This window comes from Nocardia elegans NBRC 108235 (assembly GCF_001612845.1).
Lineage (GTDB): Bacteria > Actinomycetota > Actinomycetes > Mycobacteriales > Mycobacteriaceae > Nocardia > Nocardia nova.
On the sequence record NZ_BDBF01000035.1, the window covers coordinates 74,187 to 90,809 of the forward strand.

Below are 16,623 nucleotides of genomic sequence, written 5' to 3' on the forward strand. Positions count from 1 at the left end.
ACGCCGGGAACCTCAGTTCATCTGCTGTGCTCGCGGCAGAGCCAACGTCAGCGCTCCCAAACCGAACGACACCACGGCCAAGGCCAGCATCATGGTGACCGCGCCGTCGAGGGTGTGGGAGCGGAAGAACAGGGTGGTCAGCACTGCCAAACCCAGTGCGTTGCCGATCTGTTCGATGGTCGGGACGACTCCCGATGTCTCGGACATGTGGTCGGCGTTCAGGCCGGACAGCATGATCGGCTGGATTTGGACCGCGAAGATCCCTACTCCGAAACCGGCTGCGCACACGGCGGGGGTGGCGATGAGAGGGTTGGCGATGCCGCCGGTCAGGTGGAGGTAGATCGCGCCGCCGGCCACGCAGCCTCCGTAGAGGGTGACGCCGCCGGCCAGGATCAGGATTCCCCACCGGCGGACCAGGAACAGGGAGGCGATCGCGCCCGCTCCCGCTCCCAGAGCGAACAGCGTCATGACGATCGCCGTGTGCCACGGCGTGTAGCCGAGGACGTCCTGCATGGTGATGGAGGCGGCGAAGACGAAGGCGGTGAACAGGCCGAAGAAGACGCAGATCAGGATCGAGCCGATGCGAAAGCCTCTGTCGGAGAAGAGTTCCAGCCGCATCAACGGGTCGGCTCCGCGGGACGAACGCCTGATCTGGTGGGCCACGAACAGGGCGCACACCACCACTCCGGCCAGGACGAGGGCGATCGGCCGGGATTGCCAGCCGTACTGTTGGACCAGGGCGAGGGCATAGACGAGCAGCAGGAGCCCGGCGCCCGACAATGCCGCGCCGCCGAGATCGAGGCGCTCGGGTGACGCCGGCCGGCCGATCCGCAGATGGCGCCAGGCCAGGCCGAACGCGATCATGCCGATGGGAAGGTTGATCAGGAAGACCGTGCGCCAGCCCCAGCCGCCGATGTCGACGGTGAGTAGCGCGCCGCCGAGGATCGGGCCGAGCATGCCGGCGAAACCGGCCACCCCGCCGTACATGGCGAAGACCAGGGAATGGCGTTCGCGAGGGAAACTGGCGATGAGGATGGCGATGGTCTGCGCCGCCATGCCCGCGCCCGCGGCGCCCTGCGCTACGCGGGCTACGACCAATTCGGTGGCGCCGGTGGACAATCCGCACCACACCGAGGCAGCGGTGAACGCCACCACCGAGGTGAGGAACATCGCGCGGCGGCCGACCACGGCCCCGAGTCGGGCGGCACTGAGCAACGTACAGGCGAAGGCCAGCGAATAGCCCGAGATGACCAGCAATTCCGCCGAGCGGGAGGCCCCCAGATCGGAGGTCAACCGAGGCAGGGCGGTGTTCACGATCGTCACGTCGATCATTTGCATGAACACCGCGATCAAACAGCCGGCGAAGGCCAGCCACGCCGCCGATTCGGACGGTGACGAGCCGGGGAGCAGGACAACGCTTTCCGGCTCACCGACGGTGTTGCCCCTCATCCGGCCAGCTCGATCACGCTGCGCGGCGCGGACAACGCCAGTTCGGTCGGAAAACTCAAGCGCACCACACGATGTGGTGGCGCTACCTCGATATGCGCCACGAACGGTGGCAGTAGCCCGCCGATCATCTTGTCCAGCAACATGTTCACCTGCCCGAAGCTGGGCCGCAGGCGCACCTGGCGGCATTCGATCTCGCCCACGCCGACCACCGAGTCCGTGCGCTTGTCCACGCGCGCGACCAAAGGCCAGTGCACCGAGAAGGCCAGCCACGTATCGATCGACTGCACCGAGCCCTCGGTGAGGTCGAGGCCGCGCAGCAGGGTCAGGCCGCCGACGATCGGCATGATGTCGGTAGGAAACGGCGCGGGTGCGCCGCCTATCGGGAGGTGGACGGTGTCGACGAAGTGCGCCTCCTCGCGAGAGACGACCACGCCGCGAGAGCGGGTTTCGGCGCGGTAGTCCTCGGCGCGCAGGAATCCGTCGAGCCGGCCGAAGCGCTGGTCGACGGTCAGTTCCAGCTCGCCGTCGCCACTCGATGCCTCGAGTAGCGTCCGGTAACCGCCGTTCTCGTGGGTGACGACGCTGGTCAGCTCGAAACCCGCACTGCGCCCGTCGGTTTCGACGATGTACCGGCATTTCTCGCCGTCGGGTATGCCGGGGTCGCGAAAGAGGGTGGGCACCGTACCTCCTGAAACCACGAAACCTCCTGTAGTTCAGTTTGTTTCCGCGCCGCTAACGATGATCGACGCGAAAACCGAGCGCATCGCCGCGATATAGCGCTCCACCGAGTCGTGGGCGACCGCGGTGTCGGGATAGATGACGCTCAGCGTGGTCCCGGACGGCAGCCGGTTGACCCAGATCAGCGCCTCTTCCGACGCGGCACGGTTGGCGTAGACGCCGGCGGTGACCTCGTCGAAGAATTCGTGGCCCAGGAAGTCGCGGGCGTCGATGAACGAGATCATCGGTGTGACCCAGCCGGGTTCGGCCTTGATATCCGAGTCGGCGGGCAGCAGTTCGAGCACCCGGTGGAACGAGGTGGGCGCCAGTCGCAGCCCGTTCTCGTAGGCGCGCTGGGCCAATTTCAGCGTGCGGGTGACGGGGGTGCCGGGGCCGAGCGGAAAGGCCACCGGCACCAGCGTCACATACCAGCCGACCGAGTTACCCTCCGCCGCCGAGGTTCTCGTGCTCACCGGAGTCATCCCGAAGTAGTAGTCGGATTCGGTGAGATCGCGTTCGGCCAGGGCCGCCGCCGCGAAGACCCCGCCCACGAATTCCGCGTCATTGGCCCGGCAGACCTCCTCGAAGGCCAGTGCCTGCTGTTCGTCCAGCAGGGTCACCGTGCGATGCGCGCTGCGGTTGTAGCCATCGGAGCGCTTGCCGAGCTCCAGCGGAAAGGACGGCAGCCGATTGTCGTTGCCGCGCAACAACTGTAACCACTTCTGCACACCGGGTGAGGACAGCGTCAGCGTCTCGCTGTAGGCCCGCTCGGTGACGCAGTAATTCAGATAACTCGCCGCCGGGGGCAGCGGCTCCGCCTCACCGCCGAGTTCGGCCAGATACAGCTGCGCGAAATCGGATGCGGACAAATACTGGCCGAGACCGTCGGTGTGCAGGTGGTCGACGGCGAGGTAGACCGTGGTCGCGTCGCCGTGTTCGATGGCTCCGAAGGTGAAGCAGTCCCATTGGAACGGATCGGGAGTCGTCTTCTCGACGTGCTGGCGGATCGCGGCCGGATCGTCGATCCACCCGTAGTCGATCGGAATGAAGTCGACCACGTCCTCGGGCACCAGATGCCGCCGCACGGTGCCGTCGGCGTCGATGTCGAACCAGGTCCGGAAGGTGTCGTGCCGCAACAGGAAGGTGTTGATGATCCGCGTCATCGCCTCCCGGTCCAGGCCACCTGTCGGGATCCGCGCGGTGGCCAGGCACAGTCCGGAGAAGCGGAAGTCGGCGGCGGCGTGCCGATTCGCCTGGCGCAGATACTGTTCCTGTTGCAGCGACGGCGGCGCCGGATGCACCGGGGCGGTCCGGGCCCGCGCCACCGCTTCCGGCGACGCGACCCAGGTGACCATCCGCCCCGGCGGCGGAGACCATTCGTCGATGAGTCCGAAGTCGACCACGACTACCTCATTTCCACCGGTGGGCTTCGAAACCGCGGCCCATCAGCCCACTCCCGCCATCTCCGCGACCGCACCGGCCGGCGCGTCGGGGCCGTTCGACTCGGCCGCGGGCTGTGATCCGCCCGGGACGGTCCCGTCCACCGCCGCGGCCAGGGCGGCCGGATCCGGTTGAGCCCCACCGGGTTCGTGCGCCAGGATCAGCTCGGCCACCTTCGGTCCGGCCTGCTCCAGGCTGAACGAGCGGCCCATCTGCAGCGACATCAGGTCGATGCCGAGTGTCTTGGTCACGCGTGCGCCGAGTTCGACCGCCATCAGCGAATCCAGGCCCAGCTCCGGCACCGGAATCGTCATATCGATGGTGTCGACGTCCACACCCATGACGACGGCCAGTTCGCCGGCCATCAGCCGGGCGATGTGCGGGCCGCGCTTGGACTCCTCCATCGCGGCCAGCTCCTCACGCAACCGGGCCAGCTCGGAGGTGTCCTTCGCCGAGGCCCGCGCGAGTGCGGCGGTGCGACCGGTGCGTGCCAGCTGCGGGAAGGTACCGGTGAGCTTGGCCCAATCGGTCGGGATGACGGCCACGCGCGAGGCTCCCAGGCGCAGGCACTGTTCCAGATAGGCGGTGGCGTCCCCCATATCGATGGGGCCGAATCCGACCAGGTCCAGATATTTCTCGGAGGTCTCGTTCGCCGCCATGCCGCCGGCACCGGACAGGTGACCCCAGCCGACGCACAACGCCCGCTCCCCCGCCTGCGCCCAGCGCAGCGCCAGCGATTCGACCGCGACATTGGCCGCGCAGTAGCTGTATTGGCCGTAGATGCCGTACATCGACCCGCCCGACGAGCACAGCACGAACATGTCGAGGTCGATGCCCGCGTCGGCGACCGCCCGGTGCACGATCTGCGCGCCCAGCACCTTCGGCAAATAGACCTGTTCGAGCTGGCCGATTTCCATCTTGGCGAGATTGTTGTCCGCGACCGCACCCGCGGCGTGGAACACCCCGCGTAGCGGATGGCCGGCGCTGTGGATGCGTGCGATCGCGTCGGCCACCGCCTCGGCGTCGGTCACATCGAGCAGCTCCTCGACGATCTCGATCCCGATCGCGCGCCACGCCTCGAGCTGACGGCGTGCCTCCTCGGTGGTCGCGCCGCGCCGCCCGGCCAGCACCAGCCGCCGCGCACCACGCAAGGTCAGCCAGCGGCCGATCGCCAGACCGAACCCACCGAAACCACCGGTGATCAAATACGTTGCGCTGTCGCTGATCTCGACATCGGGCAGGTACGGGCGCACCGGCGGTTCCGGCGCGTCCATGCGCAGCGCGATCCGGGCCGGCCGCGACGAGCGCAGCGTCTCCTCGAACGCCTTGCTCACCTCGGCGGTGTCGAACATGTGGTACGGCAGGGGGCGGTAGGTGCCCTCGGTGACCTTCTCGAACACCCGTTGCAGCAGAGCCGCGAGCCGTTGCGGCTTCACCTTGACCAGGCGGTCCAGGTCCATCGAGAAGTACGACAGGTTCTTGTCGAAATTGGCCAGTTCCAGCAGGCCACCGGTGTAGATGTCGGCCTTGCCGACCTCGACGATGCGGCCGAATTCCGCTGCGGCGTTGAAGTTCTGGCGCAGAATCTCACCGGGTGCGCTGCTGACGATCACATCGGCGCCCGCGCCGCCCGTGATCGCGGCGACCTCGTCGACGAAGTTCAGCGACCGTGAATTCACCGCGTAGTCCGCCCCCATCGCGAGCACGTGCGCGCGCCGCTCCGGGGTGCTGGCGGTGCCGATGATGGTGGCGCCGCGGGCCTTGGCGACCTGGATCGCGGCGGTGCCGACACCGCCGGCCGCACCGTGCACCAGCACCGTCTCCCCCGGTTCCAGCCGGGCCAGATCCAGCAGGGCGTATTCGGCGGTGCCGAAGGCGATGATGCTGGTGCAGTGCCCCGGATCGGTGCCCTCGGGCAGGACGACCGCGAGCTGCCGGTCCACGACCGCGAAGCGGCGCATCATGCCCTTGGCGGCCACACCGACCAGATCCCCCTCCTTGACGCCCTCTACGCCGGGCCCGACCCGCACCACGGTGCCGACACCCTCCATACCGGGCACGGTGCCGAAATACGTTGGAGCGAGCTCACGTTCGCCGAGCAACCCGATGACCTTCAGCGGATCCTTGTAGTTCAATCCGATGACCTGCATCCGGATCTCGATCTCGCCCGGGCCCGGTTCCACGCGCGGGCATTCCCGCCAGGCGAGTGCCGACAGCAGCCGGGTGCGCGGCATGTCGAGTTCGAAGTTGGCCTCCGGATCCGTCAGCGGCGCCGAGGTGTCCAGGGCTTCCAGCCGTTCGGGCAGCGGTTTGGTGATCACCGTCGCCCAGCGTTTGCCGTCGCGCAACAGCACCTCGTCGCTGTTGTCGAGGGAGAAGGCGCCGGGCACCGCCAGTTCCGCCACGAGATCGGCGATCGGTGTGGCGGGTTCGGTGTCGACGAGCCGCCAGCGCAGTGCGGTCTGCTCGTTGAGCAGGACGCGCCGCGCGCCGGCCAGTGCGGCCTGCCCGGTGTCGGGCACGGCGGAACTGCCGGGCAGGGCGAACGCGGATTCGGTGACCAGAGTGCAGTGCACGAGACCATCGCCGAAAATCGTTTGCGGAGTGCCGTTCTCGCTCGGCGGTTCGACGAATTCGGCGACAGCCACCGCGATGCGCTTGAGCGTCCACAACTGCGCCACGTCGTCGGCGACCGCACCGGCGACCACGCAGATGTGCAACCGCCGAGTCGGCTCGCCGCGGGCGGCGCGCAGCTGCTCGACGAGCTCGGACTCCAGTTCCGGCCCGGTCGAATCCACCACGTGCAGGCGGGAATCCGGAAGCGCGGCCACCAACCGGTCGGCCCGTGCTGTCTCGCCGAGCCGAACCACCACGGTACTCACCGACCCGGCCTCGGCCAGTGCGGCCGGGTCGATCGGATCGCGTTCCTCGAAGGTCTCGGTGTAGTAGAAGTCGGCCATCCGGTGCAGCGGATCGTCGCCGGGCCGCAGCGCGCCGATCTGCAGGCCGGACAGCCGGACCACCAATTTGTGGTCGGCGTCGAGCAGATCCACATCGGCACGCAGCCGCGCGTTCGGATCGCGCCGGGCCACCACGGTCACCGTCTCGGGCAGCGCCGCCAGCAAGCGCACCGCCCCCACGCCGACCGGAACCATCACGCCCTCGTCGATGCGTTCGTCGGCGAACAGCATGGCCGCGCACTGCATGGCGGCGTCCACGACCGCCGGATGCGCCAGATGGCCGGAATCCGCGGCGATCGAGCCGTCGACGGTCGCCACCACCACATCGCGGCCGACCCGCACCGAGGTGACCCGCCGGAACGACGGCCCGTATTGCAGTCCGGCCGCGGCCAGGCCCGTGTAGAACATCGCCGGGTCGACGTCGATGCCGACCTCGATCTCCGGAACATCGACCGTGGTCTGCTCGTGGCTGCCGGTGAGGGTGCGCCCGGAGGCGTGCACCGTCCACGCGGTACCGGTGGCACTGCGCGAGCGGATCAGGAACCGGCCGCTGGCCTCCTCGATACTCAGCGCCACCAGCGGTACGTCCGGGGCACCCATGATCAGCGGTGCGACGAACCGAACTCCCTCCAGCGCAACCTGTTCCGAGCCGATTCGCGACGTGGTGGCGCTCAGTGCCGCGTCCAGATACGCGGCCCCGGGCATGATCTTGATGCCGTTGACCACGTGATCCGACAGCCACGGCAGCAATTCGGTGCCGACCTGCAGCAGCCATTCCGGCCGGCCTTCGACATCGGGATCGCCGAGCATCGCGTAGGAGCCGGGGGTGCCGAGGCGGGCCTGTTCGAACAGCGGCAGCGCCGAGTGCAGCCGGGTGCGCTGCCACGGATAACGAGGCAGCGGCAGATGTGGAGTGGCCGGGCGATCGGGCGGGAACAGCAGATCGCGGTCGAGGACACCGGCGGCGTGCAGGCCGATCAGCGTGCGGCGCAGGCTGTCGGAATCCGCTTGTTCGCGGTCCAGCGTCGGCACCGTGGTCCCCTGCACATCGGCGCCGAGCAAGGCTTCGCGAATATTGCCCGACAGCACCGGATGCGGGCCGACCTCCAGGAAGATCCGATGCCCCGCGCCGATCAGGGCGCCGACGGCATCGAAGAACCGGACCGGCTGCCGCACGTTCGACCACCAGTAGGACGCGTCCCAGTCGGCCTCGGAGACCCGCATACCCGTCACCGTGGAATACAGCGGCACGGTCGGCGTCCGGGGCTCCAGATCGGCGAGTACCGACCGCAATTCGGCCTCGATCGGCTCCATCAGGCGGCTGTGATACGGCACCTCCACCCGCAGGCGGCGGGCGAAAACGCCGTCCTCGGTGAGCTTTTCGGCCAGCAGGTCCAGTCGGTCGGTGTCGCCGGAGAGGGTGACGGCGCTGGGACTGTTCACCGCCGCGATATCGATGCCCGGATCGTCGCCGATCAGTTCGAGGGCCTTGTCCTTCGGCAATCCCACCGCGAGCATGCCGCCGGTGCCGGCGGTGCTCGCCTGCAGCCTGGCGCGATGGTAGGCCACCCGCACGGCGTCACGCAGCGACAGCATGCCGCTCACATACGCCGCCGACACCTCGCCGACGCTGTGTCCCACGATGGCGGCCGGGGTGATGCCGTACTGCTCCAGCTCGCGCACGAGGCCGACCTGGACGAGGAAGTTGGCCGGCTGCGCGACGTCGGTTCGGGTGACGCGGGATTCGTCCTCCGGCTTGCGCAGTTCGTCGATGATCGACCAGCCCGCCAGGGCGCGGAACTCGGCATCGATCTCGGCCGCGGTATCGGCGAACACACCACCGGCGGCGAGCAGTTCCCGTCCCATCCGCCAGTGCTGCGGGCCCATGCCGGAGAAGACGAAGACCGGTTCGGCCGCGCGCGACACGATGGTGCGGGACGCGTCGCGTCCCTCCCCCGCCGCGTAGCTGCGCAGCTCCCGCACCAGGTCCTCGGTGGAGTCACCGACCAGTACGCCGGTGCGGAACGCGTGGTGCGCCATCCGCGTCCACGCCGCCTCGGCGAGGTGATCGGGGTCGGCTCCCGCGGCGATCAGGTCGGCGAATCGTCCGGCCAGCGCGCGGGCCGCGGCGGTGCTGCGGGCCGAGATGGGCAGAATGCCGAGGTGGCGGTGCGGCACGGCGGGCGCCGGGGCGGCACCGACGTATTCCTGCAGGATCGCGTGCGCGTTGGTTCCGCCGTAGCCGAAACCGTTGACCGCCACCGACATCGGGCCGGCGTCGGCGGGCAGCGGCTGCGCCTCGGTCTGCACGTGCAGGCCCAGTTCCTCGAAGGGGATATCCGGGTTCTGCTTGTCCAGCCAGCCCTGCGGGGGCAGCGTGCGATGTGTGATGGCCAGCGCCGCCTTGATCACGCTGGCGACTCCGGCGGCGGCCTCGGTATGGCCGATCGTCGCCTTCACCGACCCGACGCCGACCGACTCGGTGCGTCCGGCCGGGGCACCGAAAACCTTTCCCAGCGCGCGCAATTCGACCGGGTCGCCGACGAGGGTTCCGGTGCCGTGCGCCTCGAGGTAGGTGATCGACTGCGGCGCCAGACCCGAGCGCTCGCACACGGTGCGGGCCAGCGCCTCCTGGGAATCGACATTCGGCACCGTGATGGCGGTGGTGCGCCCGTCCTGATTCGAGCCGGTGGCCTTGACCACGGCATAGATGCGGTCGCCGGCGCGCACGGCGTCGTCGAGCTTCTTCAGCACCACCATGCCGGCGCCCTCGCCGCGGCCGTACCCGTCGGCGGAGGCGTCGAAGGATTTGCAGCGGCCGTCGGCGGCGAGGAAGCCGCCCTTGCACATCAGCACGAAGGTTTCCGGCTGCAGCATCACGTTCACGCCACCGGCCAGGGCCACCCGGCAGTCGTCGTTGTCCAGGGCCTGGCAGGCCAGATGAAAGGCCACCAGCGACGACGAACAGGCGGTGTCGACGGTGAGCGCGGGCCCGACCAGATTGAGCGCGTAGGCGATTCGATTCGACAGCATCGTGTAGGACGCGCTCGCCGGAGTGTGCATGTCGGTGTGGAACAGGGCGGGCCCGACCACGCCGATCACGGACTGATCGACCACGAATCCACCGACGTACACCCCGACCGAGGAACCGGCCGCGCGGCCCGCCATCCCGGCGTCGTCGAGCGCTTCCCAGGTGACCTCGAGCATCAGGCGTTGCTGCGGGTCCAGCACCGTCGCCTCACGCGGGGAGATCCCGAAGAAGTCGGGGTCGAACTGCCACGGGTCGACGGTCATGAAGGCGCCGCGCTTGGTGTAGCTGCGGCCCGGGGTGCGCGGTTCGGGGTCGTAGTACCTGCGGTAGTCCCATCGATCCGCCGGCATCTCGACCACGCCGTCGCGCTTGTCGACCACGAAGTCCCAGAATGTCTCGGGCGAGTCGATTCCGCCCGCGAATCGACAGCCGATACCCACAATTGCAATATCCGACACGAATATCCTCCGGTCTCGCGTTCAGAGGCCACCGGCTGATCTCGGCGACACTCGTCTCTCTGCGGTCCTGGGCATTGACCGATGGCGCCCACGCTATTGACCGTGATCGAGGAAGGAAGAGATTCGTTGCAGTTTTGGACCCTCCAACCAACGGCGCGCGGCGAATTTGTGATCCCGCCCAGCCGCCGCGCCGAAATGTTCGGTGCCGACTACCCGGCCACTGAAAGCACAGTGCCGCAACAGTATTCGGTACAATCGCCGACGGCCGACCCGGCCCCGCAGAGGGCTTGCTCACCGCTCACAAGAGCGACGGGCCGCGATTATGATCCGTCGGTAAATTGCTGTACATAGGCCGAATTCGCGCGTAACCCGTCCTATCTTTCCTCGAACGCTCATTTTCTCGAGAGAGCTGTCGGCCGTCCCCACGTCGATACGGCGGTTAATTTCCGGAAATTCCGCCGAAACTGCAGGTCCGGTCTCTCGGCGAGCGTCGCGAAACGACAGCCGAACCGATCCGCGCAAACAGTTGGGAGCCGGCACTTGTCCGCCGAATCGAATCACTGGGCCGATGTCGTGCTGCGCCGCCGGTTCACGGTGATCGGTGTGCTGGTGGCGGGCCTGCTCGCCCTCGGCTGGTACGGGCTCGGCCTCGGCGCGCATCTCAGCTCCAGCGGCTGGGACGATCCGTCCTCGGAATCGGTGCGGGCCGCGCACGTCCACGAGCAGATCTTCGGACGCGACCACAGCGCCGACGTGGTGCTGCTGTATCACGCACCGCCCGGCACGACGATCGACGATCGAGCCTTCGCCGCGCCGATCGTGGCGAGCCTGAACAGTCTGCCCGAACGGTACCCGCGGCAGATCGACCGCGTGAACGGCGCGTACTGGCCCACGAGAACGGGTGTGGCGCTCCCGGATGTGTTCGGCTCCGCGGACCGTGAGCACGCCTTCGCCTCGATCGCCATCCACGGTGACAACCCCACCGAGCAGATGCGCAACTTCCGAGCCGTCGCGCACGCCTTCGATGTGCCGGGAGTGAATATGGAGGTCGCCGGCGGGCAAGCGGTCGCCGGCGCCCTGAACGACACCATGGCCCACGATCAGCAGCGCATGGAACTGTTCGCGATTCCCGCGGTGGCGGTGCTGCTGTTCTTCCTCTTCGGCGGTGTGGTGGCGGCGGCGCTGCCGTTGATCGTCGGCGGGCTCACCGTCCTCGGCGCCTGGGGGCTCATCCGATTGCTGACCACCGTCACCGAGGTGAATTCCTTCGTCTCGCCGGTGGTTTCGATGGTCGGGCTGGGCCTGGCCATCGACTACGGATTGTTCGTGCTGAGCCGGTTCCGCGACGAACTCGCCGACGGCCGCGAGGTCGACGACGCGGTGCGGCGTGCCGTGGCGACCGCGGGCCACACCGTGATGTTCTCCGCGACCATCGTGGCCGTGGCCGCCGCCGGCATTCTGGTGTTCCCGCAGGGATTTCTGCGCTCGTTCGCCTACGGCGCCATCATCACCATCTCGCTGGCCGCGTTCACCTCGGTCACGCTGCTGCCCGCGATGCTGGCGGTGCTCGGCCACCGGGTGGACCGCTTCGGCGTCTCCTGGTTTCGCCGGACCACGCCGCCGGGCCGGGTTCCGGACAATCTCTGGGGGCGAATCGCCGACCGTGTCATGAAAAGGCCGCTGCTCGTGGCGGTTTCGGTGGTCATCGGCTTCCTGGTGCTGATCGCGCCGATCCGGGATCTGGCCTTCGGCGCGATCAACGAACGGTTCCTGCCACCGGACCATCCGACGCGGCTGGCCCAGCAGCACTTCGACGAGATCTTCCCGCTGCGCCGCATCAACCCGATCGACCTGGTGCTCATCACCTACGACCCCGCCGCCGCGGACACCGTGCTGGCCGAGGCCGGCCACGCCCCGGGCCTCGCGGCGCCGTTCCCCGCCTGGCTGCAGCGGCCCGCGCAGTCCAGCGTTCTCACCACGCAGACGGTGCTCGCGCCCACCGCCGACAAGGATGCGGCGATCGATTACCTGCGTTCGATGCCGCTGCCGAAGGGCGCCATCCTGTTCGTCGGTGGGCAACCCGCCATCGAGAAGGACAGTATCGACGCCCTCGTGCACCGGATACCGCTGGTGGTCGTCCTCGTATTCCTCGCCACCACGGCCCTCATGGCATGGAGTTTCCGGTCGCTGGTGCTGCCGTTGAAGGCCGCCGCGCTGAATCTGCTCGGGCTCGGCGCCACGGTCGGCATCCTCACCTGGATCTTCATCGACGGGCACGGCGCCGGGCCGCTCGGCTTCACCCCGCAACCGATCATGGCGCTGGTCCTGGTGGTGATCGTGTCGGTGATCTACGGGTTGTCCACCGACTACGAGATATTCCTGCTCTCCCGCATGGTCGAGGCGCGAGCCGCGGGCGCGTCCACCCGCGAGGCGATCCGCGCCGGCGTCGCCCACACCGGGCGCATCATCACCGCCGCCGCCCTGATCCTGCTGGTCGTCACCGGCGCCTTCGCGCTGTCGGATCTGGTGATGATGCAGTACATCGCCTTCGGCATGGTGGCCGCGCTGGTCATCGACGCGACGATCCTGCGCGTGCTGCTGGTTCCGGCGACGATGCGCCTGCTCGGCGACGCCTGCTGGTGGACGCCGCGCTGGTTGCGCCGCGAACCGGGGCGCACGGCCGCGGAGCGCGAAACCGATGTCAGGACAGACGCTTTCGCGGACACCGACGGCGTGCCTTCGCTGCCCGCGCCGATGGCGAGCAACCGGTGACCGGTTGTGGCCATTTCGTTTCCGGTGCCCTGGTAGTGGCCATTTGCCGACTCCGGCGAGGATGTCCGCCGCCGCATCGAGGGTCTCCTCGGTACAGTGGCGTCTGGTCTCGAATGGCTCGTCGCGCAGGCTTGTACCGGAAGAAGGAGATGCCGTGCCCGAACCCGCAGCCGTCCTCTTCGACATCGACGGCACGCTCGTCGACTCCAACTATCTGCATGCCGTGACCTGGCATCGAGCCTTCCGCGAGGTCGACGCGGACGTTCCGATCTGGCGGATCCACCGCAGTATCGGCATGGACGGCGACGAACTGCTGCGCACGCTCGCCCCCGACCTCGACAGCGAGACCGCCGATACCGCGAGCGATCTGCACAGCCGCTACTACCTCGACCGCGCCGACGAGCTGACCCTGCTGCCCGGCGCCCGCGAGATCCTGCGGCATCTGCACGACGCGGGTTTGCGGGTCGTCCTCGCCACCTCCGCACCGCCCGACGAATTGGCCCGATTGCGCGGCCTGCTCGATGCCGAGTCGTGGTTGTACGCGGTGACCGGCGCCGAAGATGTGGAGACGGCCAAACCCGACCCGACCATCGTCCAGGTGGCGCTGGACCGGGCCGGGGTCACGCCGCAGCGAGCGGTGTTCGTCGGCGATACGGTCTGGGATATGCGCGCCTGCGCGAAGCTGGGCGTGGCGGCGATCGGCGTCCTGAGCGGCGGAATATCCCGCGGCGAATTGACGGCCGACGGTGCGGCCTACGTCTGCGACGATGTCGCCCATCTGCGCCGTGACCTGCGTCGCAGCCCGCTCGCGTCACTTCTCTGATCGTTTCCGGCGCCGATTCGTTACTGCCTCGAGAATCATGTCACCGTCGGGTGACACGACGCGCGCTGTCGCAACACTATGGACACGTAGGCTTCGAATTCCGCACGGCGCGGTCTGGACCAGGCGACCGTGCCCGGAGCAGTGGCAGTGGCACAGCGGAGGATCACCGATCGATGACAGAAAAGTTCGACAGCGAGAGCTTGGCTGCCACCGAGCAATTTCTGAACCGGAACTACACGACCATGGAGATCGGCAATGCCACGGAGGTCCCGGTTCGCAGCCGGATCGCGCGCGACATGCTGGGCCAGGTGAGTCTCGACCGGCTCGAACTCGGGTTCGATATGAACTACGACGCCGATCCGCTGAACAAGATCTGCCTGATCGGGGTCGAAGCCGGATGGGTCGAAGAAGAATACGTCGACGCGGGCAACGATACGTTCGGGCCCGGCGAGATCGGAATTCTGACCCCGCCGGACCTGCCGTACTCCGGTGTCGTCCACCGGGCCGACTTCACCATCACGATGTTCGATCCGTCCCTGCTCGGCAGAGTCGCCTCGGCGAATCGCCCCGAGACCGCGGAGGTGGCTCTCACGAGCCATCGCACCGTGACTCCGGAAGCCGGCCATCGGCTCACCGCGGTCATCTCGCACATGCAGCAGCTCGCCGCCTCCTACGACGGCGACGTGCCGCCACTGGTGGCGGCCACGGCGTCGCAATATCTGGCGGCGACCGTACTGCACGCGTTTCCGAATACGGCCGGCCTCGAGGCGACCCCGGTCGATCGCCGAGACGCGCATCCGGTCACTGTGCGCCGCGCGATCGCGTACATGGAGTCCCACATCCACGAGGACATCGCGGTGACCGACATCGCCGCGGCGGCCTACGTGACCGTGCGGGCGTTGCAGATCGCATTCCGCCGGCACCTGGACACGACGCCGACCGCGTATCTGAAGCGGATGCGGCTGCGCGGTGCCCATGAAGACCTGGTCGCGGGCAGTGCGGACGTCGGCGACAGCGTGGCCGGCATCGCCGCCACATGGGGTTTCGGCCACCCCGGTCGTTTCGCCGCGCTCTACCGCCGCCACTACGGCCGCTCACCCGCCGCCACACTCGCCGGCTGAGCGCTGGACCGGGGCATATGCCGGTACAGGGCGTCCTCAGGACGGAAAACGAACGATTCAGTCCACTGTGCGTTCGAACGCGGGCAGCGGGCTCTCCGCGTGAACATAATGATGCTTGTGCATAGAACGGACCCCCTCGCCGACCACACGACACCCGTGACCAGCGCGTCCGGCCGGATGCCGCAGGTCGGGTCGTTCCGGTTCTGGTTCGCCACCCGTCGCTGGGAATGGTCGGAGGAGGTGTACCGGATGCACGGGTACACCCCCGGCGGAGTCGTCCCCACCACGGAACTGCTACTCGCGCACAAACATCCGGACGACCGCGAGGAGGTCGCCAAGACCATCGCCCGCGCGATCGAATTGGGCGAATCGTTCTCCAGCCGGCATCGGTTCGTCGACACCGCGGGCACCGTGCACAACGTGATGGTCGTCGCCGACCGGATCTTCGACGACGCCGGGCAGGTCGCCGCTACCGCCGGTTTCTACATCGACCTCACCGACACCCTCGCCGAGAACGAACGCGAAACCCTGTCCGCGACGCTGCCCGACGTGATCGAGAACCGCGCGGTGATCGAACAGGCCAAGGGCGTGCTGATGCGCATGTACCGCATCAACGCCGAGCAGGCCTTCAAGGTCCTGGCGTGGCGCTCGCAGGAAACCAACACCAAACTGCGTGATCTCGCCGCCCAGATCATCGCGGAACTTCCACTCGTCGCGCCGCCGGCGCCGGAGACCATCACCGCCTTCGACCACCTGCTGCTCACCGTGCACACCCGCATCCCGAGCGCGAAGGTCGGCGGCTAGCGGCGAGTTTGCCGACACACTGCCCGGGTATTACGCAGCGACCGCTTCGCAGACCCGGAGGTGCTCGATGTCCGAACGATTCGACGACCAGAGCCGGCCCGCGAATCCGGAGCGCGAGGACGTCTCGCTCAGCGACTCGCCCGTGACCAACCGCAAGAGCCCGCTCCTGCTGGTGGTCACCATGGTCATCGTGCTGGTCGTCATCGTGGTGCTGTTCGTGGTGCTGGGCTGAACGGCGAGGATGTCGCCGTCGCACCCGCAGATCGAGGCCTGACTCAGCCGCAGCGCACGGATGCCGACTCGTCGTAGCCGAGTTCCACATCGTGGGTGATCCGGCCCGCGCCTACGGTGACGGTGCTGCTCACCGAGGGGTATCCGCGGGCCACCACGGTGTAGTGACCGGCGGGCAGATCGGAGACCACGTAGCGGCCGTTGTGGTCGGTGCGAGCGGTGGAGATCCGATCGCCGCCGGCGTCCAGGACGGTCACCTCGGCGTTGGCGACCGCCTTGCCCTGCGCCTGGACGGCGCCGGCCAGGGTCGACATCGGTTCCAGGTCGACGTCGTGGTGCAACAGTCCGCTGTCGGGGATGGTGAGGGTGACAGCGGTGGGGTGCATCCGGTCGGCGACCACGACCAGGGTGTGGGTACCCGACGCGACGCCGCCGCAGCTGTAGCCGCCGTCGCCGCCGGTCACCGCTGCCCCGATCACCTCTCCGCGCGGGTCGGTGAGGGTAACCGTCGCTCCCGCAACGGGTTTCCCGTCGCCGGCGCGGCGGACGGTTCCGGTGAGCTCACCGGAACTCGGCAGCGTCAGATCCACGGTCTGAGCCACCGCACCGACGACGACGGTGACGGCCACCGGGCGATGCGCGGCGGCGGAGGCGATCAGCACATAGCTGCCGGGCGCCGGGGCGGGGAGACGGTAGCTGCCGTCGGCTTCGCCCGTGGCGCGCGAAACCTGGTGTCCGCGTTGGTCGATCAGCGTCAGCGCCACATCCGGCACCGGCCGGCCGTTCTCGCGCCGGACGCTGCCACCGATGGCCCGGT

The 16,623-nt window shown here is 68.3% G+C and carries 10 protein-coding genes; 5 read left to right on the forward strand and 5 right to left on the reverse strand.

The window, feature by feature from the left end:
* Window positions 1-12 precede the first annotated feature (12 nt).
* From NE2_RS23825 to NE2_RS23840, 4 genes are read right to left on the reverse strand one after another with little or no spacing between them, the layout of a single operon-like run.
* Window positions 13-1,449 carry an MFS transporter gene (locus NE2_RS23825; protein ID WP_084494284.1) on the reverse strand — a complete coding sequence of 479 codons (1,437 nt, stop codon included), beginning with the start codon at window positions 1,447-1,449 and terminating at the stop codon, window positions 13-15.
* Window positions 1,446-2,129, reverse strand: coding sequence for a hypothetical protein (locus NE2_RS23830; protein ID WP_063029577.1), 684 nt, complete (start codon window positions 2,127-2,129; stop codon window positions 1,446-1,448). The genes NE2_RS23825 and NE2_RS23830 overlap by 4 nt, the downstream gene beginning before the upstream one ends.
* A gap of 33 nt (window positions 2,130-2,162) precedes the next feature.
* Window positions 2,163-3,569 carry a condensation domain-containing protein gene (locus NE2_RS23835; protein WP_063029579.1) on the reverse strand — a complete coding sequence of 469 codons (1,407 nt, stop codon included), beginning with the start codon at window positions 3,567-3,569 and terminating at the stop codon, window positions 2,163-2,165.
* Window positions 3,570-3,611: 42 nt separating this feature from the next.
* On the reverse strand, window positions 3,612-10,055 hold the full coding sequence (locus tag NE2_RS23840; RefSeq protein WP_063029581.1) for a type I polyketide synthase: 6,444 nt from the start codon (window positions 10,053-10,055) through the stop codon (window positions 3,612-3,614).
* A 540-nt stretch (window positions 10,056-10,595) separates the two neighbouring features.
* Between NE2_RS23840 and NE2_RS23845 the strand changes: the two genes are divergently transcribed.
* The 5 genes from NE2_RS23845 (at window position 10,596) to NE2_RS35915 (ending at window position 15,807) form a co-directional block, all read left to right on the forward strand.
* Window positions 10,596-12,827, forward strand: coding sequence for an MMPL family transporter (locus tag NE2_RS23845; protein ID WP_084494285.1), 2,232 nt, complete (start codon window positions 10,596-10,598; stop codon window positions 12,825-12,827).
* A 154-nt stretch (window positions 12,828-12,981) separates the two neighbouring features.
* Window positions 12,982-13,650 (forward strand): HAD family hydrolase, encoded by a 669-nt coding sequence (locus NE2_RS23850; protein ID WP_063029583.1) that lies wholly within the window; start codon window positions 12,982-12,984, stop codon window positions 13,648-13,650.
* Window positions 13,651-13,823: 173 nt separating this feature from the next.
* The gene (locus NE2_RS23855) at window positions 13,824-14,771 is read left to right on the forward strand and encodes a helix-turn-helix transcriptional regulator (protein WP_063029585.1); all 948 of its coding nucleotides are present in this window, start codon (window positions 13,824-13,826) and stop codon (window positions 14,769-14,771) included.
* Window positions 14,772-14,948: 177 nt separating this feature from the next.
* Window positions 14,949-15,575, forward strand: coding sequence for a PAS and ANTAR domain-containing protein (locus tag NE2_RS23860; RefSeq protein ID WP_228817040.1), 627 nt, complete (start codon window positions 14,949-14,951; stop codon window positions 15,573-15,575).
* A 67-nt stretch (window positions 15,576-15,642) separates the two neighbouring features.
* Window positions 15,643-15,807: a hypothetical protein gene (locus tag NE2_RS35915; protein ID WP_156055498.1), complete on the forward strand. Its 165-nt coding sequence runs from the start codon at window positions 15,643-15,645 to the stop codon at window positions 15,805-15,807.
* 43 nt (window positions 15,808-15,850) lie between these two features.
* Here the strand turns inward: NE2_RS35915 and NE2_RS23865 are convergent.
* The coding region (locus NE2_RS23865) for an MSCRAMM family protein (RefSeq protein ID WP_174553974.1) at window positions 15,851-16,623 on the reverse strand (773 nt) is incomplete at its 5' end.

Coding starts and splice junctions, on each gene's coding strand:
- NE2_RS35915 (WP_156055498.1), top strand. CDS start 15,643: ATGTCCGAACGATTCGACGACCAGAGCCGGCCCGCGAATCCGGAGCGC.
- NE2_RS23860 (WP_228817040.1), top strand. CDS start 14,949: ATGCCGCAGGTCGGGTCGTTCCGGTTCTGGTTCGCCACCCGTCGCTGG.
- NE2_RS23825 (WP_084494284.1), bottom strand. CDS start 1,449: ATGAGGGGCAACACCGTCGGTGAGCCGGAAAGCGTTGTCCTGCTCCCC.
- NE2_RS23855 (WP_063029585.1), top strand. CDS start 13,824: ATGACAGAAAAGTTCGACAGCGAGAGCTTGGCTGCCACCGAGCAATTT.